This window comes from Streptomyces sp. NPDC036984, assembly GCF_055607665.1.
The window spans coordinates 169853-188103 of the sequence record NZ_JBVJRL010000001.1; the positions used below are offsets into that span (position 1 = coordinate 169853).

19 protein-coding genes and 1 pseudogene are annotated in these 18251 nt (G+C 71.8%); 10 read left to right on the forward strand and 10 right to left on the reverse strand.

Translation table 11 applies throughout. The features are described from left to right. Positions 1-117: 117 nt before the first annotated feature. The 3 genes from ACZ7DL_RS00755 to ACZ7DL_RS00765 are packed head-to-tail and all read right to left on the reverse strand — an operon-like array spanning position 118 to position 2782. Positions 118-213: an Ms4533A family Cys-rich leader peptide gene (locus ACZ7DL_RS00755; protein ID WP_353051285.1), complete on the reverse strand. Its 96-nt coding sequence runs from the start codon at positions 211-213 to the stop codon at positions 118-120. Between the two features lie 56 nt (positions 214-269). Then, a complete protein-coding gene (locus tag ACZ7DL_RS00760) occupies positions 270-1766 on the reverse strand; it encodes a DUF3152 domain-containing protein (RefSeq protein WP_470770318.1) in 1497 nt (498 codons plus the stop codon). An 8-nt stretch (positions 1767-1774) separates the two neighbouring features. Continuing rightward, positions 1775-2782, reverse strand: coding sequence for an alpha/beta fold hydrolase (locus ACZ7DL_RS00765; RefSeq protein WP_470770319.1), 1008 nt, complete (start codon positions 2780-2782; stop codon positions 1775-1777). Positions 2783-2979: 197 nt separating this feature from the next. On the opposite strand from ACZ7DL_RS00765, the gene ACZ7DL_RS00770 reads away from it, so the two are divergent. The 4 genes from ACZ7DL_RS00770 to ACZ7DL_RS00785 all read left to right on the forward strand — a co-directional run bounded on the left by ACZ7DL_RS00770 (position 2980) and on the right by ACZ7DL_RS00785 (position 4827). Continuing rightward, positions 2980-3213, forward strand: a complete 234-nt coding sequence (locus ACZ7DL_RS00770) for a hypothetical protein (protein WP_470770320.1) — start codon at positions 2980-2982, stop codon at positions 3211-3213. A 166-nt stretch (positions 3214-3379) separates the two neighbouring features. Beyond that, positions 3380-4021 (forward strand): TetR/AcrR family transcriptional regulator, encoded by a 642-nt coding sequence (locus ACZ7DL_RS00775; protein ID WP_470770321.1) that lies wholly within the window; start codon positions 3380-3382, stop codon positions 4019-4021. Between the two features lie 139 nt (positions 4022-4160). Then, entirely contained in the window at positions 4161-4388 is a 228-nt protein-coding gene (locus ACZ7DL_RS00780; RefSeq protein WP_030649699.1) for a DUF3107 domain-containing protein, read from the forward strand. Positions 4389-4557: 169 nt separating this feature from the next. After that, positions 4558-4827: a hypothetical protein gene (locus tag ACZ7DL_RS00785; protein WP_470770322.1), complete on the forward strand. Its 270-nt coding sequence runs from the start codon at positions 4558-4560 to the stop codon at positions 4825-4827. A 132-nt stretch (positions 4828-4959) separates the two neighbouring features. On the opposite strand, the gene ACZ7DL_RS00790 is transcribed toward ACZ7DL_RS00785, so the two are convergent. Continuing rightward, positions 4960-5706 carry a ferritin-like fold-containing protein gene (locus ACZ7DL_RS00790; protein WP_470770323.1) on the reverse strand — a complete coding sequence of 249 codons (747 nt, stop codon included), beginning with the start codon at positions 5704-5706 and terminating at the stop codon, positions 4960-4962. 503 nt (positions 5707-6209) lie between these two features. Here ACZ7DL_RS00790 and ACZ7DL_RS00795 point away from each other — a divergent pair. Beyond that, the gene (locus tag ACZ7DL_RS00795; RefSeq protein WP_470770324.1) at positions 6210-8729 is read left to right on the forward strand and encodes a DEAD/DEAH box helicase; all 2520 of its coding nucleotides are present in this window, start codon (positions 6210-6212) and stop codon (positions 8727-8729) included. A gap of 398 nt (positions 8730-9127) precedes the next feature. Continuing rightward, complete coding sequence (locus ACZ7DL_RS00800) at positions 9128-10009, forward strand: alpha/beta fold hydrolase (protein WP_470770325.1); 882 nt, start codon at positions 9128-9130, stop codon at positions 10007-10009. A 9-nt stretch (positions 10010-10018) separates the two neighbouring features. On the opposite strand, the gene ACZ7DL_RS00805 is transcribed toward ACZ7DL_RS00800, so the two are convergent. Further along, entirely contained in the window at positions 10019-10924 is a 906-nt protein-coding gene (locus tag ACZ7DL_RS00805) for an NYN domain-containing protein (protein ID WP_470771168.1), read from the reverse strand. Between the two features lie 209 nt (positions 10925-11133). On the opposite strand from ACZ7DL_RS00805, the gene ACZ7DL_RS00810 reads away from it, so the two are divergent. After that, positions 11134-11286, forward strand: a complete 153-nt coding sequence (locus tag ACZ7DL_RS00810) for a hypothetical protein (protein WP_470770326.1) — start codon at positions 11134-11136, stop codon at positions 11284-11286. A 55-nt stretch (positions 11287-11341) separates the two neighbouring features. Here ACZ7DL_RS00810 and ACZ7DL_RS00815 read toward each other — a convergent pair whose 3' ends face one another. From ACZ7DL_RS00815 to ACZ7DL_RS00825, 3 genes are all read right to left on the reverse strand, one after another. Continuing rightward, the gene (locus ACZ7DL_RS00815; RefSeq protein ID WP_470770327.1) at positions 11342-11947 is read right to left on the reverse strand and encodes a MarC family protein; all 606 of its coding nucleotides are present in this window, start codon (positions 11945-11947) and stop codon (positions 11342-11344) included. 74 nt (positions 11948-12021) lie between these two features. Next, the gene (locus ACZ7DL_RS00820; RefSeq protein ID WP_470770328.1) at positions 12022-12879 is read right to left on the reverse strand and encodes a PHP domain-containing protein; all 858 of its coding nucleotides are present in this window, start codon (positions 12877-12879) and stop codon (positions 12022-12024) included. Between the two features lie 177 nt (positions 12880-13056). Beyond that, positions 13057-13698, reverse strand: a complete 642-nt coding sequence (locus ACZ7DL_RS00825; protein ID WP_470770329.1) for a DUF6758 family protein — start codon at positions 13696-13698, stop codon at positions 13057-13059. A gap of 178 nt (positions 13699-13876) precedes the next feature. Between ACZ7DL_RS00825 and ACZ7DL_RS00830 the strand changes: the two are divergent. Continuing rightward, positions 13877-14055, forward strand: a pseudogene (locus tag ACZ7DL_RS00830) (MFS transporter); the annotation flags it as partial. A 166-nt stretch (positions 14056-14221) separates the two neighbouring features. Here ACZ7DL_RS00830 and ACZ7DL_RS00835 read toward each other — a convergent pair. Next, positions 14222-14806 (reverse strand): suppressor of fused domain protein, encoded by a 585-nt coding sequence (locus tag ACZ7DL_RS00835; protein WP_470770331.1) that lies wholly within the window; start codon positions 14804-14806, stop codon positions 14222-14224. A gap of 498 nt (positions 14807-15304) precedes the next feature. Here ACZ7DL_RS00835 and ACZ7DL_RS00840 point away from each other — a divergent pair, with 498 nt between their 5' ends. Both ACZ7DL_RS00840 and ACZ7DL_RS00845 read left to right on the forward strand, forming a co-directional pair. Further along, positions 15305-16429: a magnesium and cobalt transport protein CorA gene (locus ACZ7DL_RS00840; protein WP_470770332.1), complete on the forward strand. Its 1125-nt coding sequence runs from the start codon at positions 15305-15307 to the stop codon at positions 16427-16429. 33 nt (positions 16430-16462) lie between these two features. Further along, a complete protein-coding gene (locus ACZ7DL_RS00845) occupies positions 16463-16978 on the forward strand; it encodes a hypothetical protein (protein WP_470770334.1) in 516 nt (171 codons plus the stop codon). 406 nt (positions 16979-17384) lie between these two features. Here ACZ7DL_RS00845 and ACZ7DL_RS00850 read toward each other — a convergent pair whose 3' ends face one another. Next, positions 17385-18128: a hypothetical protein gene (locus ACZ7DL_RS00850; protein WP_470770336.1), complete on the reverse strand. Its 744-nt coding sequence runs from the start codon at positions 18126-18128 to the stop codon at positions 17385-17387. Positions 18129-18251 lie beyond the last annotated feature (123 nt).

The following is an 18251-nucleotide window of genomic DNA, read 5'->3' on the forward strand; positions in this document are numbered from 1 at the left end:
GGAGTGAGACGACTGCGGACAGACGTCGGCCCCGGCGTCGGGTCGTCGAAAAATCCGTGACACAGTCACGGACGGAAGAGCGAAAAGGGTCGCGACGCGAACGCCGGGGAGGCGGCGTCAGCGACAGTGGATGTCGGCCACGCAGAGAGCGGTCACACCGATGAGCGCCAGCTCGATGGCGGCGCTCGCACGGACGGCATGACTAGACCACATGCGCAGAAATATGTACGAACTCACGGCTCATGTCAATGTGACATAAGTGGACTCTGTCAACGACCGGGGTATGGCCATGGATTGGGTCGACAGTGGATTCCGTCGTGGTCAAGGAATTTGGTCTGCTGCTGCATGACGGGCGCCAGCTCCCCGTCCTTCTGGCAGGTGACGTGCCCGTGGCCGAGCCGGTGGCCGACCTCATGGTTGATCAACATCTGCCGGTACGCATGGATCGCGTCACCGTAGGTCTTGCTGCCTTGAGCCCACCGGTACGCATTGATCATGACGCGGTCGGTCGCGGCCGAGTCGCAGGAGACGTTGTCCTCGGTGGTGTCCAGGCCGGACTTGGCGCACCACGTGGCGGTGGTGCCGGGGCTGGCCAGCGTGATCACGAAGTCGGGCTTGCCGGAGGAGATGCGCTCGAAGGTACGGGCGCCGCCGTGTGCCCAACTACGGCCGTCGTTCAGGGTCTTCTGCACAGCCTCGGCGAACAGCGCGCCGTCCAGCCCCAGTCCCTGCTCGACGTCGACGCGGTACCGGTACTTCTGACCGGTGCCGGGCGCCTTGTCGAGACCGGGCACGGCGTCGAACTTCCCCGAGCCCTTCAGTGCGGCGCCGAGCGGGTACTTCTTGGCCATCTTCTGGTCGTACGTCAGCGCCACCGCGCTCGGCACGGCGGCCGGCGTGGGCTCGCCGGAGGGCCGCGCGTCGTGGACCTGGCCGGTGGCGGACTGCGACTGTACGGCGTCGTCGTGCTGTCCCTCGGCCACCTGTCCGGCGACGACCACCGCGAGCACGGTGGTGACGGCGGCCGCCGCGATGCCGGTGAAAGCCCAGCCCTTGCCCCCGCCGCGCTGTGCCGGCACGGCTGCGCCGTCCGCCGCGACCGTGGACGTGCCCGGAACGGCGCCCGGTGCCGCGCCCGGCGGCCGGCCGGTACCGCGCGCCCGGCCCGCACCGGCCGCGAAGACGTCGATGTCCTCGATGCCCTCGGTGTCCTCGGTGCCCTGGGCGTCGGCACCGGCGCCGTCGAAGGCGTCGAGGTACTCCTGCCGGGGGCCGCGGCGGCGTCCCGGACCGCCCGGCGCCTGGCGCTGCCGCGGCACCGCCGCACCGGGACCGCCGGCACCGCCCGCCCGGCCCGGGAACTCGCCCCAGCCGCCGCCGGCTTCCCGCTGCTCGGGATGCCCGCCCCGCGCGGCCGTCCCCTCCCGGGAATCTGACACCCCGCGCGCGGGAGTGCCATCGGCCGCCCTCGGCGTCCCGCGCGCCGGCGCCCCGTCGGCCGGCCTCGGCACACCGCGTGCCGGCGTCCCGTCGGAGAACCTCGGCACACCGTGCGCGGGAGTACCGTCAGCCGGCCTCGGCGACCCCTGTGCCGGCGTGCCGTCGGCGAACCCGGGCACGCCCCGCCCCGTCGTACCCTCCGGCACACGGGGCGCGTCGCCGCCCTGGCCGTCGGAGCGCGTGCCCCGCTGGTCCCCCCGCCTCGCTGCTGGTATGTCCGCGGAGTCCTTCTTCGGGGCCGGTCCGCGGCGGCTGTGGCGTCCCACTCCGGACCTCAGCTCCCCGCGCCCGTGACGACGCCCTCGGTGGAACGGGCGCCCTCGGCGGAGCCGGCCGTCTGCGCCAGGAGCTCCCGGAACGCACCGGCCACCACGTCCGGGTACTCCATCATCGCCACATGCCCGGCGTCCGGCAGGGACAGCAGACGCGAGTCGCGGAAGGCGCGGGCGGCCTTGCGGGCCATGCGGAAGCCGACCAGCTGGTCCCGGCCTCCGTAGATCAGCAGGGTGGGGGCCAGCACCCGCTCGGCTTGGCGCCACAGCCCGTGCTGTCCGCCGAGCGTGTAGGCGTTGACGATCCCGCGCGCGGAGCGGCCCATCGCGTCCCAGAAGTACGGCAGCTGCTGCCGCCGCTCCAGCTCCTCCACTGCGTGCCGGAACGCCTCCGGCGAGACCCGCGTGGGGTCGCCGTAGCAGAGCGCCATGACCCCGCGCACCCGCTGCTCGGCCGTCCACTCCCTGGTGAGCCGGGTGAACAGGGCGGCGATGCCGGGCACACCGAGCAGCCCGGTCGGCACCGCGCTGCGCTGCACCCGCAGTTCGGGCAGGGCGGGCGAGACGAGGGTGAGCGTGCGGACGAGGTCGGGGCGTACGGCGGCCACGCGTGTGGCGACCGCGCCGCCGAGCGAGTTGCCGAACAGGTGCACCGGGCCACGGCCGGCCGCGTCCAGACAACGGATCACCGCGCGCGCGTGCCCGGTGACGGAGTAATCGCCGTCGTCCGGGGGCGGCGAGTCGCCGAAGCCCGGCAGATCGACCGCCTCGCTGTCGACGACGCCCTCCAGCTCGGCCATGAGCGACGACCAGTTCTGCGAGGAACCGCCGAGCCCGTGGACGTACAGCGCGGGCGGCAGGCCCTCGCGCGCCGGGCGCCGGGAACGGATCGACAGGGTGACCCCGGGCAGACCCACGGACCGCAGCCGCTCACCCTCGCCGACCCGGACGGGCGCCACCCTGGGGAGCACACTGGCGGCCGGTACGGACGGCGACTCGGTCGAAGACATGCGGCAATGTTACGAGGTGATCACGCCGGGGTTCGTGTGTTCGCCGTCACAGGCTGAACCGTGCACGGCCGGGGAACCGGACAGCGAACGGACCTGACGGCATGGCGTCCGGATCAGCTGTCTCCTAGGCTCATACAGAGGGCACCCGCATGTGGCCCCTGCTGTTTCCAGGGACGTTCGTAGGAAGGGAGCCCACCATGGCCTATGACCCCTCAGACCCCGACGCGATCGAGGACATCGAGGATCTGGAGGCCGACACGGTCTCGGAGATCGATGTCGAGGCGCCCGAGGTGGACGCGGCCGAGCAGCACGCGGACATCTCGCCGGACCGCGACGACCCCCTGACGGACGTGGACCCGGACCGGGGGAACGAGGCCGATCTCATCGAACAGGCACGCGTGGTCGCGCTCGACGAGGACGACTACCGCTGACCTCGCCGGTCCTCGCGGGACCCGGCCGGCCGCAGCAGGGCGGCCGCACGGCTTTCGCCGTCGTCCGGTACGTGAAATTCTGCGCTCGCACCGCGCACACCACGGTTACCGAAAAGTACGATGGCCGCGCGGCCGACACCGCACGTGGACGACTTTGGGAGGCGGCGTGACAGCCATCGAGCAAACTGAGGCGGTACGCCCGCGTGGCACCCGTCTGCCGCGCCGCGCCCGGCGGAACCAGCTGCTGGGCGCAGCTCAGGAGGTGTTCGTCGCGCAGGGCTACCACGCGGCGGCCATGGACGACATCGCCGAGCGGGCCGGCGTGAGCAAGCCGGTGCTCTACCAGCACTTCCCGGGCAAGCTCGACCTCTACCTGGCCCTGCTGGACCAGCACTGCGAGTCGCTGATCCAGGCCGTGCGCGGCGCACTGGCCTCGACGACCGACAACAAGCAGCGCGTCCGGGCGACCATGGACGCCTACTTCGCGTACGTGGAGGACGACGGCGGAGCCTTCCGGCTGGTCTTCGAGTCGGACCTGACGAACGAGCCCGCGGTGCGCGAGCGCGTGGACAAGGTCACCACCGAGTGCGCCGAGGCGATCTGCGACGTCATCGCCGAGGACACCGGCCTCTCGCGCGCGGAGTCGATGCTGCTCGCCTCCGGTCTCGGCGGCCTCGCCCAGGTGGTCGCCCGCTCCTGGCTGCACAGCGACCGCAGCGTCCCGCGCGACCAGGCGGTGCAGCTGCTGACCTCGCTGGCCTGGCGGGGCATCGCCGGTTTCCCGCTGCACGGCAGCGAGCAGCACTGACGGCCGGTTCAGTTCATTCCCGCGGGGTGTTCGCTCCTGGCGTTCCGGCTCGCAGCGTGTACGTCCCCTCACCGGGCTAATGTGTGCGGAGTACGGCGCGGAGATCGCGCACATCACTGACCGTCGGAGGGACATAGCCGTGGAGGTCAAGATCGGCGTGCAGCACGCGCCCCGCGAGATCGTTCTGGAGAGCGGTCAGAGCGTCGAGGAGGTCGAGCGCGTGGTGGCCGAGGCGCTGGCCGGCAAGACGGGGCTGCTGAGCCTTCAGGACGAGAAGGGCCGCAAGGTCCTGGTGCCGACGGACCGTCTGGCGTACGTGGAGATCGGCGAGCCGACCGTGCGCAAGGTGGGGTTCGGCGCGCTCTAGCCGACATCACGAGAAGGGCCCGGCGGCCGTGTGCCGCCGGGCCCTTCCGTATGCGGTGTGCTCACATAGGGAGCACAGCTCCTCCACAGCGGAGGATTGCAAACCGCAGGTCACGGGTATGACGGGCTACGACCGTCGAGCCAGACCGGCCGTGGGAGGGACCCCCGACATGATCCTGGAAGCACTCGGCTCCGCCGTGCTCGGTCTGATCCTCGCCTGGGCGGCGGCCCACCGTTTCGCCCACCGGCTGCCGGCCCGCCCGCTCGTGTACTCGACAGGCGTCGCCGGAGCCCTCTTCGGCGACTTCGTCACCCACACCGCCCTGGGCCCCGGCACCGCCCTGCTGAGCCTCCTGGGCGCCCTGATCATCGGAGTGGCGTCCCTGTCCCTGCTGCTCCGCCCCGCGGGCCGCCTGCGCCGACGATCAGCAACGGCGTAAGGGCCGTAGGGAGTCGGGGCGGCGACGGCGAAGCCGAGCCGCCCGAGGGGCGCGGGGAACCGCGCGAGCGTCCTCAACGCACCCCCAGCCGCGAGAAGCACCCCGACCAGCTCCCACAAGGCGCAACGGCTCTCAGGCCGCGAGGCCCAGCGCAGCCATCCGCTTGGTGTGCGCCTCGGTGATCCGCGAGAACATCCTCCCGACCTCCGCGAGATCGAACCCGTCGGCCACGCCCCCCACGAGCATCGTGGACAGCGCGTCCCGCTCGGCGACCACCCGCTGGGACTGCGACAGCGCCTCGCCCATCAGTCGCCGCGCCCACAGCGCCAGCCTGCCCCCGACGCGCGGATCTGCGTCGATGGCGGCCCGCACCTTCTCCACCGCGAACCCGGCGTGCCCGGTGTCGTCGAGCACCGCGAGCACCAGCTCGCGCGTGTCGGAGTCGAGCCGGGCGGCGACCTCACGGTAGAAGTCGCTCGCGATCGAGTCGCCGACGTACGCCTTGACCAGGCCCTCCAGCCAGTCCGAGGGCGCGGTCTGCCGGTGGAAGCCGTCGAGCGCGGCGACGAACGGGTCCATCGCCGCCGTCGGCTCCTCGCCGATCTCGGTCAGCCGGTCCCGCAGCCGCTCGAAGTGGTGGAACTCGGCCGAGGCCATCTTCGCCAGCTCCGCCTTGTCCGCCAGGGTCGGCGCCAGCTTGGCGTCCTCCGCGAGCCGCTCGAACGCAGCGAGTTCCCCGTACGCGAGCGCGCCGAGCAGGTCCACGACGGCGGCGCGGTACTGCGGGTCGGCAGACGCCTGCGCCCAGTCCCGGGCGGCGACGCCGGTGGGTGCGGCGGGTTCGGCGGAGGCGTTCTCAGGCTTGTCAGAGCTAGTCATGAGGCGCACAATAGCCCGCTTGTCGTGCCTCCGAAGCCCCTGATCAACCACTGTGACGACGACTACGTGACCGATTCGGCCATCGCATGTGCGCGAATCCGGGGTACAGTGGTATTGCGCCTGCTGAGTGCGTCGACGGTGTTCGACGTGTCCCGACAGGCTGCACGCATGAGGATGCCCGGTCGGTGGCCCGATCGGCTCCGACCCGACAGCCCTCCAAGGCCGTACGGCAGTGATCGTACGACGGCAGGAGGGACACCCTCAGCGGTACGAGCGCTAGAGCGTCGGCAGAGGTCCCGTGTCCTACGGCTTGCCCGAGCGGCTTTCCGTATGGCAGCCGACGTCCCCGGCACGGTCAGTCATGACCCCCCGCGCTCGCCTCGCACCGCGCACACAGAAGAGGCATAACCCTGACTACGACGTTTCGAGACCTCGGAATCCTTCCCGAGACCGCCGAGGCCCTGGAGGCCGTCGGCATCATCACTCCCTTCCCCATCCAGGAGATGACGCTTCCCGTCGCCCTCTCGGGCACGGACGTCATCGGCCAGGCCAAGACCGGCACCGGCAAGACGCTGGGCTTCGGCCTCCCGCTCCTCGAGCGCGTCACCGTCCCCGCCGACGTCGAGGCCGGACGCGCCGCCCCCGAGGCCCTCACCGACGCCCCGCAGGCGCTCGTGGTCGTCCCCACCCGCGAGCTGTGCACCCAGGTCACGAACGACCTGCTGACGGCCGGCAAGGTCCGTAACGTGCGGGTGCTGGCGATCTACGGCGGCCGGGCCTACGAACCCCAGGTCGAGGCCCTGAAGAAGGGCGTCGACGTGGTCGTCGGCACCCCGGGCCGGCTGCTCGACCTCGCGGGCCAGAAGAAGCTGAACCTGAAGCACGTCAAGTGCCTGGTCCTCGACGAGGCCGACGAGATGCTCGACCTGGGCTTCCTGCCCGACGTCGAGAAGATCATCGACATGCTGCCGGCCAAGCGCCAGACCATGCTGTTCTCGGCGACCATGCCGGGCGCGGTCATCGGCCTCGCGCGCCGCTACATGTCCCGGCCCACGCACATCCGCGCCACCGCGCCGGACGACGAGGGCGCCACGGTCGCGAACATCAAGCAGTTCGTCTACCGCGCGCACAACATGGACAAGCCGGAGATGGTCGCCCGCATCCTCCAGGCCGAGGGCCGCGGACTCGCGATGATCTTCTGCCGCACGAAGCGGACGGCGGCCGACATCGCCGAGCAGCTCCAGCAGCGCGGTTTCGCCTCGGGTGCCGTCCACGGCGACCTGGGGCAGGGCGCCCGCGAGCAGGCCCTGCGGGCCTTCCGCAACGGCAAGGTCGACGTCCTCGTCTGCACCGACGTCGCCGCGCGCGGCATCGACGTCGAGGGCGTGACCCACGTCATCAACTACCAGTCCCCCGAGGACGAGAAGACGTACCTCCACCGGGTCGGCCGCACGGGCCGCGCGGGCGCCAAGGGTACGGCGATCACGTTCGTCGACTGGGACGACATCCCGCGCTGGCAGCTGATCAACAAGGCGCTGGAGCTGGACTTCAACGACCCGGTGGAGACGTACTCGAGCTCCCCGCACCTGTTCTCCGACCTCGGCATTCCCGCGGGCACGAAGGGCATCCTGCCGCGCTCCGAGCGGACCCGTGCCGGTCTGGACGCGGAGGAGCTGGAGGACCTGGGCGAGACCGGCGGTCGGGGCGCGCGTGGCCGTGGCCGCGGCGATCGTGGTGACCGCGGTGGCCGTGGTGGCCGTGCCGAGTCGGCCCCGGCCGAGCGGGAGCGTCCGGACCGTACGCCGCGCCGGCGCCGCCGTACGCGCGGCGGAGCGCCGCTGGACGCCGCCCCCGCCGCCCCCGCCGCGTCGGTCGCCGAGACCGCCGGCCCCGAGGAGTCCCCGGTGGCGACCCGCACCCCGCGCCGCCGTCGCCGTACGCGCGGCGGAGCGCCGGCGGAGCAGCCGGTGACGGTCGCCGCGGTGACCGACGAGGCCGCTGTCGCGACGGCGGACACGGTGGAGGGCCCGGCCGTCCTGGACACCGCGGCCACCCCGGACACCCCGGAGAAGCCGCGCCGGCGCCGCACGCGGAAGTCGGCGACGGCGGAGGCGCCGGTGGCCGAGTCCGTGACCGAGCCGGTGACCGAGCCCGTGGTGGCGCCTGCTCCGGCACCCGCGCCCACCGTGGCCGAGGCCCCGGCCGCCGAGCCCGCGATCGCCGCCGGCGAGGTGGCAGCGCCCGAGGCCGCGCCGGCCGCGGAGGCCAAGCCGCGCCGCCGCACGCGGAAGACGGCCGAGCCGACCGCCCAGGCGGAGGCGGCGCTGGACACGGCGGAGGCCGCCGAGGCCAAGCCGCGCCGGACGCGGAAGACCGCGGCCGCCGCGGAGACCGCCGAGAACACGGAAGCCAAGCCGCGCCGCACCCGCAAGACCGCGGCCGCCGCCGAGGCCGCCGTGGACACCGCCGAGGGCACGGAAGCCAAGCCGCGCCGCACCCGCAAGACGGCAGCCGCCGCCGTGGACACGGCCGAGGCCGAGGCCACGCCGCGTCGCCGCACCCGCAAGGCAGCGGAGCCGACCCCGACCGACGCCCCCGAGGCCGAGGCCGAGACCAAGCCCCGCCGCACCCGGAAGACCGCGGCGGCCGCCGTGGACACCGCGGAGGCCGCCGAGGCCAAGCCCCGCCGGACCCGCAAGACCGCGGCCGTCGCGCCGGAGGCCACCGAGGGCGAGGCCGAGGCCAAGCCGCGCCGGACCCGTAAGACCGCCGCCGCCGTGGAAGCGGCCGGCGCGGACGAGGTCGCCGCTCCGAAGGCGCGACGGACCCGCAAGGCCGTTGCCGAGGCGGCTGCTCCGGAGATTCCGGCGCAGGCCACCGAGGAGCCGGAGGTCAAGCCGCGGCGCCGGACCCGCAAGGCGACGGTGTCCGTCGCCGAGGCGGCCGGTGAGGGCGCCGAGACGACGCCCAAGCCGCGCCGGACCCGCAAGGCCACGGCGTCCGTGGAGGCCGCCGAGGCCTGACCCGGCGCCAGGCCGCGGCGTCCGTGGAGGGCCCCCGAGGCCTGACCCGGCGCCGCGTGCGCGGCGGCAGAGTAAGCCGATCCGATGGCCGGGTTCACGACAGTGGACCCGGCCATCGCGGCGGCAGAGTAAGCCGGTCCGATGGCCGGGTTCACGACAGTGGACCCGGCCATCGGCGTCTCCACCCGTAACCCGCGCCCCACCGCCCCCGCGCCCGCCCCGCGCGCCCGCCGCCCACACCACCGAACCCGGCACCCGCGCCCAACCACCACCCACACACGCCACCCCGGCCCAACCGCCGCGCGCACCCCCGCCACCACACACCCCCACCCAGCTCCCCCCACCACCCCGACACCCACCCGGCGCCCGCCCCCACCCCCGCCCGATAGCCTCTCCCCATGAGCAGGCCCGCCACCTTCGTCCCGCCTCCGGGCGCCCGCGCGTACTCCCTCCGGACGGCGCGTGGTGAGTTCGCCGTGGTCGACGCTCCCGTGGCCGTCGGTGTCGAGTCCAGGGGTGTCGCGCTGCTGCTGCCGGGGTTCACCGGCAGCAAGGAGGACTTCAATCCGCTGCACGTGCCGCTCGCGGAGCGCGGATACCGGACCGTGGCCGTGGACGGGCGGGGACAGTTCGAGTCGGACGGACCGGCGAGGGACGAGTCCGCCTACGCGCAGGAGGAGTTGGCGCGGGACGTGCTCGCGCAGGCGGAGGCGCTCGGCGGCCCCGTGCATCTGCTGGGGCACTCCCTCGGCGGGCAGATCTCGCGCGCGGCCGTACTGCTCGACCACTCGCCCTTCCTGTCCCTCACCCTGATGGCCTCCGGGCCGGCCCAGATCTCGGCGTCCCAGCGGGAGCGCGTGAAGCTGCTCCGGGACGCGCTCGCGGTGCTGACCATGGCCGAGGTGTGGCACGCGATGCAGGCGATGGAGCCGCCGGAGGAGACCGATGCGCCCGCGCTGGACGAGGGGCTCGACGACCGGGACGACCTGCGGCGCCGCTGGCTGGCCACCAAGCCGGCCCAACTTCTCGCCACCGGCCGCCAGTTGTGTACGGAACCGGACCGGGTCGCCGAACTCGCGGCCCTGCCACTGCCGTTCCACGTCCTGTCGGGCTCGCAGGACGACACCTGGCCGCTGCCGCTGCTGGACGACATGGCGATACGGCTGAAGGCGCGGCGGACGGTCGTCGACGGCGCCGAGCACTCCCCCAACACCGACCGCCCCCTGGAGACGGCGCGCGCGCTCGCCGACTTCTGGGACGAGAGTCCGAGCACCCTCTAGGACGACGCCCTAGTACTGCGCGTGCAGATGCTCCCAGAACCCGTCCCTGAGCACGCGCCGCAGGTCCGCCTGGCCGCGCAGGGAGTACTGGAGCAGGTCCTCGGCCTCGACCAGCAGGTCCTGGTCGACGGAGCCGGGCAGGTAGGGGTGGCCGGGGAACAGTTCGACCAGCGCTTCGCGGCCCCGGGACGCGAGCCACTTCGCCGCGATCTGGGCGCCGACGAAGCGCACGTCCTCGCGGGTGGGGCGGGTGCCGGCCGTGGCCTCGTACGCGGCGGTCGTGCGCCGGGTGACGTACGGCTTGAAGAACTCCAGGTCGAACGTGCGCTGGCTGTCGACCTCCCAGAGCAGCGGCTCGGCCTGGTTGCGGCCCTCGGGCGCCTCGATGCCCCAGAGGTGGACGCGAGCGCCGTAGCCCTGGGCCGCCTCGACCGCCGAGACCAGGTCCTCGTCCCCGCCGAGCAGGGCCGCGTCGCTGATCGCGCGGTGGCGGGCCAGTGATTCCAGGTCCGTCCGGATCAGGGAATCGACGCCCTTCTGCTGGTTGTTGGAGTTGAGGTTGCCGAGGCGGACCTTGACGTCGGGCAGTTCGGCGATGGACTGCTGCTCGGCGGTGTGGATGCGGCGCCGGGCGCCGTCGTACCAGTACACGCGCAGCAGCCGGCTGTCCGCGAAGATCGAGCGGGCCTTGTCGATCAGCGCGTCGATCAGGCCCTCGGCGTCGAGGTCGAAGGCCCGGCGGTCCTCGGTTCCGGCGACCAGCCGGCCGGCGGCCGCGTACAGATAGCCCGCGTCGACGAAGATCGCGTGGGTCGAGGGCGTCTTCGCCACCTCGGCGAGCATGCGTTCCAGCAGCTCGTTCGTACGGTCGATGCGGGCGCCGAGGGCGGCAAGGTCGTCGTTCATCGCCTTCATTGTCCGGCTGGTCACGGTGCGAACACAACCGGTCCCGGTCGGTTCCCCCACGATCGCTTACCGGTCGGTAATTAGTCGTTCGAAAATTTTCTTTAGCGTAGGGAATGTTTGTAACAAAGACCGGGTTGACTATCTACGACACCGGATACACCGGACGTCACAGCAAGTAGTTCTCCTCCAGGAGGATCACCAGACGAAGGGAGAAGCCCATGCGCTTCGAGATCATGCGACTCGACGAGGTCGACGGCACCACCGTGGACACCACCGTCGTGGACGCCGCCTCCGTCAACCGGATCGTGCAGCAGGCCGCCGCCATCGGACAGCGCCTGTGGATCCGTCCGGCCGACACCTCGGCCTCGTAACACCTACGCGGGCATCCGCCACTCAAGCTTTCCGGGGGAGCCGAGCCGACGAGGCTCAGCTCCCCCGGATCACCTGAGTGACCCCGTTGATGATCTGCTGCACGGCGATCGCGGAGAGCATCATGCCCGCGAGCCGTGTCACGAGGACGACACCGCCGTCCTTGATGATCCGGATGATCAGCAGCGAGTAGCGCATCACCAGCCACAGCACAACGTGGATCGCGAGGATCGCGGACCACACCGAGACCTGCGTGGCCACGCTGTCGGCCTTCTGCACGGCCAGGATCACGGACACGATCGCACCGGGCCCCGCGAGCAGCGGCATGCCGAGCGGCACGAGCGCCACGTTCACGTCCTTGGTCTGCTTCGGCTCGTCGGTCTTGCCGGTGAGCAGGTCCAGCGCGATCAGCAGGAGCAGCAGCCCGCCCGCGATCATCAGCGCGGGCACGGACACGTGCAGGTAGTCGAGGATCTGGTGGCCCAGGACGCCGAAGACGGCGATGACCCCGCCCGCCACACAGACGGCCTGGAAGGCCATCCGCTTCTGCACCTTGCCGGGCCGTCCGGCGGTCAGGGCGAGGAAGATCGGGGTGATCCCAGGGGGATCCATGATGACAAAAAGGGTCAGAAACAGAGAGCCGAAGACGGCGATGTCGAACATGGGGGTAGTACAAGCCTTGCGGGGTGAGGAAGTACGGGCGTGAGGTGGTGCGGCGCGTCGGCCCCTGGGGGGCCTCAGGCTCCGCCGGTGCCCGGCACCGGGAACGCGCCCGTCGCCCGGCGGGTGATCTCCCCGTACACCTCGGGGTCGGTCGTGTACGCGCCCAGCGCCACGGTCTTGCGGCTGCCGTGGTAGTCCGAGGAGCCCGTGACCAGCAGCCCCAGCTCCTTCGCCAGTCCCCGCAGCCGGTTCCGGGCGTCGAGGTCGTGGTCCATGTGGTCCACCTCGATGCCGTCCAGACCGGCCTCGGCCAACTCCGCGATCCTGGACTCCGGCACGGTCCGGCCACGCTTGGCGGCGGCCGGGTGCGCGAACACACAGACCCCGCCCGCGGCCTTGACCAGCCGGATCGCCTCGAAGGGGTCGGTCTCGTGCTTCTCCACGAAGGCCCGCCCGCCGTCGGCCAGCCAGTCCTCGGTGAACGCGTCGCTCACCGTCGGCACGACACCCAGCTCGACCAGCGCGGTCGCGACATGCGGACGCCCGACGGAACCGCCGGCGGCGATCCGCTCGACCTGCTGCCAGGTGACCGGCACGCCCAGCGCGTTCAGCTTGGCGACCATGCCCTGGGCCCGCGGCACCCGGTCGTCCCGGACCAGCTCGCGCTCGGCGAGCAGGGTGGGCTCCTCGGGGTCGAAGAGGTAGGCCAGCATGTGCATCGAGATGCCGTCGATCCGACAGGACAGCTCGGCACCGGTGACCAGGGAGAGCCCCTCGGGCAGCGCGGCGATCGCCTCGGCGTACCCGCGGGTGGTGTCGTGGTCGGTCAGCGCGACGACGTCCAGTCCGGCCGCGGCCGCACGCCGCACCAGCTCGGCCGGGGTGTCCGTACCGTCGGAAGCCGTGGAGTGACAGTGCAGATCGATGCGCACGGCGACTCCAGGCGGTGACGGAAGGAAAGGGGACACCTAAGGATAGCGGTGTTTCCAAGCCCCACTGTCACACCCGCAACCGCTGAGCACCCCCTACGGCAGCCAACCCGAGGGGCGCGAGGAACCACAGACGACCCGCAGCCGCCCACGCAACAGAACCCGGCACCCCGGTGGGCGCTACGGCCGGAGCAGGCGCGGCGACAACGCCCCGCAGGGCACCAGATCTATCTCCGCCCCCGCGTCCCGCAGGTCGGTCAGCACCAGCTCGTCGTACATGAGCAGCCCGGACTGCTCGGGCCACATCACCGCCCACAGCCACATGCCGAGCGCCTCTCCGGCGAAGACGGCCCGGTCGTCGGGGGTGCGGAAGACGTGCCAGAGCGGGGTGGGGCGGCCCGCGGCCAGCACCTTGGCCTGCGGCGGCTTCTCCACGTTCATGTACGACCCCGGGTCCGGGCCGTCGATGCCGGCGTAGTACGCGCCGAGCCCGACGCCCAGTTCCTCGGCGATCAGGATCATCTCCCCCGGCCCGCCGAGCGGCCCGGGACCCGAGCAGGCCACGGCGGTCGCCCGGCCTCCGCTGCGGTCGTCCCCGGCGTAGGCCACACCCGTGAACAGCCAGCCGACCGGCAGCGGCCACGGCATCCACACCGGCACCTGGGTGCGGTGCACCACGACGTTGAGCGCCTCGACGCTGGGCGGGATCACGGGCTGCAACGGATACACCGTGCCGTGCACATCGCACTGCCACGCATCGGCGAAGAGGCCGGGAGCCCTGACCCGGCCACCACACCTCGGGCAACTGGGTTCGCCCCTCATAGGGCTCCACGGTCCTACCCCTGCCCGCCCACGTCAAGGACGATCACCCGTCCGGACGGAAGACCCGACCATATGCCGTACCAGCCGGACACACCCCGGATAGTTGCGTCAGCATTAATTAGGTGCGCTAACTTACTATGTGCATATCCCAACTATCCCGTGGGGACGCGAGAAGCACATGGACCCCTTCGACGCGGGAGTCCACGGCATCCTGCGGCAGCCCAAGGCGGTCTGGCCACGGCCGGCGCCTCCGTCGTCGCCTTCACGGGCGTCTGCCTGGTCGACCCGATCCCGCCGTCGATCGCGCAGGGCCTGCACGCCACCGCCAGTCAGGTGTCCCTGCTCTTCACCTCGCACACGAACGGCGTGAAGGCCGGCACGGTGAAGTACGTGCAGTTGGAGAAGTGCTGGACATGACGCCGTACCGGTCGGGCGCCGTGCTCTCCGCCTGGGGCGTGCTGCTCGCCGTCTTCGTCAACTGACCGGATCCGGCCTTGTGTTGGTGAGATCGGTCACCCGGGCGTCAGTCCAGCCGGACGGATCTGCGGGCGGGGTCCCTCAGGTCCGTCCCCTGGGTGAGCCAGCGCTCCTGGAGGGCCTGAGCACCGTGCACCCGCTTCCAGGCGGCCTCGTTCGGGGTCATCGGCAGCAGCGGCAGGAACCGTACGGGGTCCATCGGGGCGTCCAGCTCCAGGTCCTCCACGAGTCCACCCGGCTCGCCCACCAGGACCGAGGTGAAGGGGGCGCCGGGCCACAGCGGCTCACCCACCTCCAGCGAGGCACCGGGGGTCACCACCAGGCCCTCCACCTGCGGGGACGCGGCCAGGACGGCGAGCGGGCGGAGCACCTTGTCGGTGTCGGCCAGGCCCGCGCGGACGGACAGGACCAGCTCGGCGCGGGGACCCTTGACGGGGTCGGCCAGCAACGCCGTGGGGTCGGCCATCGGGTGCTGGGACATGCCGAGGGTGGCGTACCGGACGACGTCCCCCTCCTGGAACCGGAGCACCTCGATGCGGTCCGTGCCGAGGAAGGTGACCGCGGCGCGGGCGTCCGGTTCGCCCAGCGCGGTGTTCAACCGTGCCTCGACCAGAGGAAGAACATCAACCATGCGGTGAGCATAGAACTCGTCAGTAGCGGGCAAAGCGGCGCCTTGACACAGCGGGCGGCTGCTACGCTGAGCCGGTGGTTCGGGACAGCACGCAGAAGCGTCGCTATCGAGTCCCGACGCCGATGAGACTCCCTTACGAGGGACCGGCCGGAGGAGGTGGGGCTGTCATGGATCGAAGTCGACCGTGCAGTACCACTCGCTCTTCCGGCTGCTGATGTAGTTACCGGCTGGCCGCCGCCTTCCCTTTCGCGTCGTCGTTTCGCGTCGTCCTCGGAAGAGCACTTCGTTTCGCTTTGCCTGATCTGTCTGACCTGAATCAGTTCTGCATCAGTAGCGAAGTCGCCACCGCGACGGTGCGGTGCTCCCCGCTTTGTGGACGGGCCAAACATCCTTCCCTCGCCCGAAGGGCCGGGAGGCCCTTGCCGGACGTCCCCATTCCGGGTAGTTCCACCCGTCGCCGCGCGCGCTCTCGCTGCCCGCCCGCGAAGGAGCCTGCCCATGTCGATGATCCGCGACCTGCGCGCCGTGGTCCGCCCGTCGTCCCGTGTCTCGCTGCGCAAGGACGCCGGCCTCACCTACGACACCACGCGCGCCCCCGGCACCCCCTCGGCCGTCGTGGACTGCGCCGTCTACCGCGACGGCGCCCGCGTGGCGAGCGACAAGCCGCTGAGCCCGCACGAGGCGATGCGCCTGGTGCGCCGTGACGGCGGCTTCGTGTGGATCGGGCTGCACGAGCCGACCGAGGCCGAATTCGCCGGTATCGCGAGCGAGTTCGGGCTCCACCCGCTGGCCGTCGAGGACGCGGTGCAGGCCCACCAGCGGCCCAAGCTGGAGCGGTACGACGACTCGCTGTTCACCGTCTTCAAGACCATCCACTACGTCGAGCACGACCGGCTCACCGCCAACAGCGAGGTCGTCGAGACCGGCGAGGTCATGTGCTTCACCGGCCGGGACTTCTTCATCACGGTCCGGCACGGCGGCCAGGGCTCGCTCAGGGCGCTGCGGCACCGGCTCCAGGACGACCCGGAGCTGCTGGCCAAGGGCCCCTCGGCCGTGCTGCACGCCATCGCCGACCATGTCGTGGACGGCTACATCGCGGTCGCCGACGCGGTGCAGGACGACATCGACGAGGTGGAGACCGAGGTCTTCTCGCCCGGCCGCAAGGGTGGCGTGTCGCGTGGTGTCGACTCGGCACGGATCTACCAACTCAAGCGTGAGGTCCTGGAGTTCAAGCGCGCGGTGGCTCCCCTGTTGCGGCCGATGCAGCTGCTGAGCGAGCGGCCGATGCGGCTGATCGACCCCGACATCCAGAAGTACTTCCGGGACGTCGCCGACCACCTCGCCCGGGTCCAGGAGCAGGTGCTGGGCTTCGACGAGCTCCTCAACTCCATCCTCCAGGCCAACCTCGCCCAGGCGTCCGTCGCGCAGAACGAGGACATGCGCAAGATCACGTCCTGGGCCGCGATCATCGCCGTACCGACGATGGTGTGCGGGGTGTACGGCATGAACTTCGACTACATGCCGGAGACGCACTGGCGGTTCGGCTACCCGGTGATCATGGCCGTCACCGGGGTCATCTGCCTGGGCATCCACCGCACCCTGAAGCGCAACGGCTGGCTGTGAGCGGCCCGGTCCGGCCTGGATAGGCTGGGGCGCATGACAAGCGAGCTGCTCGACCGGGCCCTCATCGAGGAGGCCTCGAAGAAGTCCGGCCTGATCTGGGTCAGGGGCGCCGGTGCGCCGGCCGCGCGTGCGCTGTGGCACGTGTGGCACGAGGGCGCGGTGTGCGTGGTCGGTGACGGTCCCGGTGAGCAGCCGCTGGAGGGGCTGGCCGACGGCGGCTCCGCCGAGGTGAGCGTGCGCAGCAAGGACAAGGGCGGCCGGCTGGTGACGTTTCCGGTGACCGTGGCCCAGCTGGCTTCCGGCTCCGCGGAGTGGGAGGCGGCCGTCGCCGAGCTGAAGGGCAAGCGGCTGAACGCGCCCGACGGCGAGGAGATGCCGGCCCGCTGGGCCCGCGAGTGCCGGGTGCTCCGCCTGGTGCCGACGGGGGCGGTGACACCGGTGCCGGCCGGCAACCTGGCAGAGTCCCCCGTCCCCACCCCGGCCACGACCCGCAGACCGGCACCGGCGGGCCTGCCGAAGCTGCTGTTCAAGCGCCGTAAGCGGAAGTGAGAGCGGGGGGGCTGAGGGGGGCGTTCGGGGCCACGGGGTCGCGCCGCGGGGTTGCGCCGTCGGGTGGAGCCGCTTGGGCTGAGCCGCTCGGGTGGAGCCGCTCGGGCTGAGCCGCTCGGGCTGAGCCGCTCGGGCTGAGCGGCTTGGGCTGAGCCGCTCGGGCTGAGCCGCTCGGGCTGAGCAGGGTTCGGCACCGCCGGACTGCGCCGCGGGGGCTGAGCGCCGTTGCGGCGGGAAGTGGGTGGCGGCGGCTGGCTCAGGTCGGCTGTGCGTCCTCCGCCTGCTCCAGGAACGCTGTGCTCGCTCCACCCGCCCCGGAACCGCGGTTTCTTTCCCCGCCGCGACGGTGATCAGCCACGACGGCGTTGATCGGCGGTGCCGGGCCTCGCTCGGCCCGGCCGGTCGCTCATGAGGTCGGCAGTTGCTTGCCGTAGTCCACCGTTTCCGACTTGGCCGGTTCCTCGACGGTGAAGTTCTTGCCCCAGTCGGAGAAGCGGAGGGTCCCCGCCTGGCCGGCGCGTACCAGCCGGAGGGGGTAGGGCGTGCCCTGGAGGGACACGTCCAGGGTGCCGCCGGAGCCGTTGTCGCCGGTGATGCGGATCGTGCGGGTACCCGACCCGTCGGTGTGATGGCCGTCCGTGGCCAGCGTGCCGTGCAACGTCAGCAGACCGTCGAGGAGGACGTCCTTGTCCGTGAAGCCGCTGAACTTCTTGTACGCCGGGTCCCCCTGCGGCACCTTCACGTACTTGCCGTCCAGCTTGCCCGTGGCGCCGTCGTTGCCGTCGGTGTGCTTCCAGAAGTCCGCGTCGGCCTTGAGATACAGCTGCTGCCCGACCCGCAGCAGCTTGAAGGTCGCCCCCTGCGAGGTCACGGACCCGGTCCCGCCGTCGGTCTTCAGCCGCATGTCCAGCGTGTACGTACGGCCGCTGGTGACCACGGTCCCGGACAGCCGCACGGCGGACGCCGCCTCCGCCGCGGCCCGCGTCTTCGCCTGGATCTTCTCGGCGGGCAGCTTGCCCACGCCGTTGGTGCCCGCGTCCGGATCGTCGCCGCCGCACCCCGTCAGCGCCGCCAGCCCGGTCACGGCCAGTGCGCACAGCGCAGTCATCCGCGTGGCCCGGCGGGTTCGGCCCTGGGCAATCGCAGTCACAGGTGCAGCTGCCTTTCTGACGAGTCCTGAGCGGCGTACCGCAGCGTACCGGTGCCCGGGCCGCCCGGCGGAGCCAGTCCGTCCGGACCGCTCACCAGGGCGTATCCGATCAGGACCGGCTAG

Excerpts from the sequence above, each read along its gene's own strand:
- ACZ7DL_RS00755 (WP_353051285.1), bottom strand. The coding sequence starts at position 213 with ATGTGGTCTAGTCATGCCGTCCGTGCGAGCGCCGCCATCGAGCTGGCG.
- ACZ7DL_RS00765 (WP_470770319.1), bottom strand. The coding sequence starts at position 2,782 with ATGTCTTCGACCGAGTCGCCGTCCGTACCGGCCGCCAGTGTGCTCCCC.
- ACZ7DL_RS00770 (WP_470770320.1), top strand. The coding sequence starts at position 2,980 with ATGGCCTATGACCCCTCAGACCCCGACGCGATCGAGGACATCGAGGAT.
- ACZ7DL_RS00785 (WP_470770322.1), top strand. The coding sequence starts at position 4,558 with ATGATCCTGGAAGCACTCGGCTCCGCCGTGCTCGGTCTGATCCTCGCC.
- ACZ7DL_RS00790 (WP_470770323.1), bottom strand. The coding sequence starts at position 5,706 with ATGACTAGCTCTGACAAGCCTGAGAACGCCTCCGCCGAACCCGCCGCA.
- ACZ7DL_RS00795 (WP_470770324.1), top strand. The coding sequence starts at position 6,210 with ATGACGCTTCCCGTCGCCCTCTCGGGCACGGACGTCATCGGCCAGGCC.
- ACZ7DL_RS00800 (WP_470770325.1), top strand. The coding sequence starts at position 9,128 with ATGAGCAGGCCCGCCACCTTCGTCCCGCCTCCGGGCGCCCGCGCGTAC.
- ACZ7DL_RS00805 (WP_470771168.1), bottom strand. The coding sequence starts at position 10,924 with ATGAAGGCGATGAACGACGACCTTGCCGCCCTCGGCGCCCGCATCGAC.
- ACZ7DL_RS00810 (WP_470770326.1), top strand. The coding sequence starts at position 11,134 with ATGCGCTTCGAGATCATGCGACTCGACGAGGTCGACGGCACCACCGTG.
- ACZ7DL_RS00815 (WP_470770327.1), bottom strand. The coding sequence starts at position 11,947 with ATGTTCGACATCGCCGTCTTCGGCTCTCTGTTTCTGACCCTTTTTGTC.
- ACZ7DL_RS00825 (WP_470770329.1), bottom strand. The coding sequence starts at position 13,698 with ATGAGGGGCGAACCCAGTTGCCCGAGGTGTGGTGGCCGGGTCAGGGCT.
- ACZ7DL_RS00835 (WP_470770331.1), bottom strand. The coding sequence starts at position 14,806 with ATGGTTGATGTTCTTCCTCTGGTCGAGGCACGGTTGAACACCGCGCTG.
- ACZ7DL_RS00840 (WP_470770332.1), top strand. The coding sequence starts at position 15,305 with ATGTCGATGATCCGCGACCTGCGCGCCGTGGTCCGCCCGTCGTCCCGT.
- ACZ7DL_RS00845 (WP_470770334.1), top strand. The coding sequence starts at position 16,463 with ATGACAAGCGAGCTGCTCGACCGGGCCCTCATCGAGGAGGCCTCGAAG.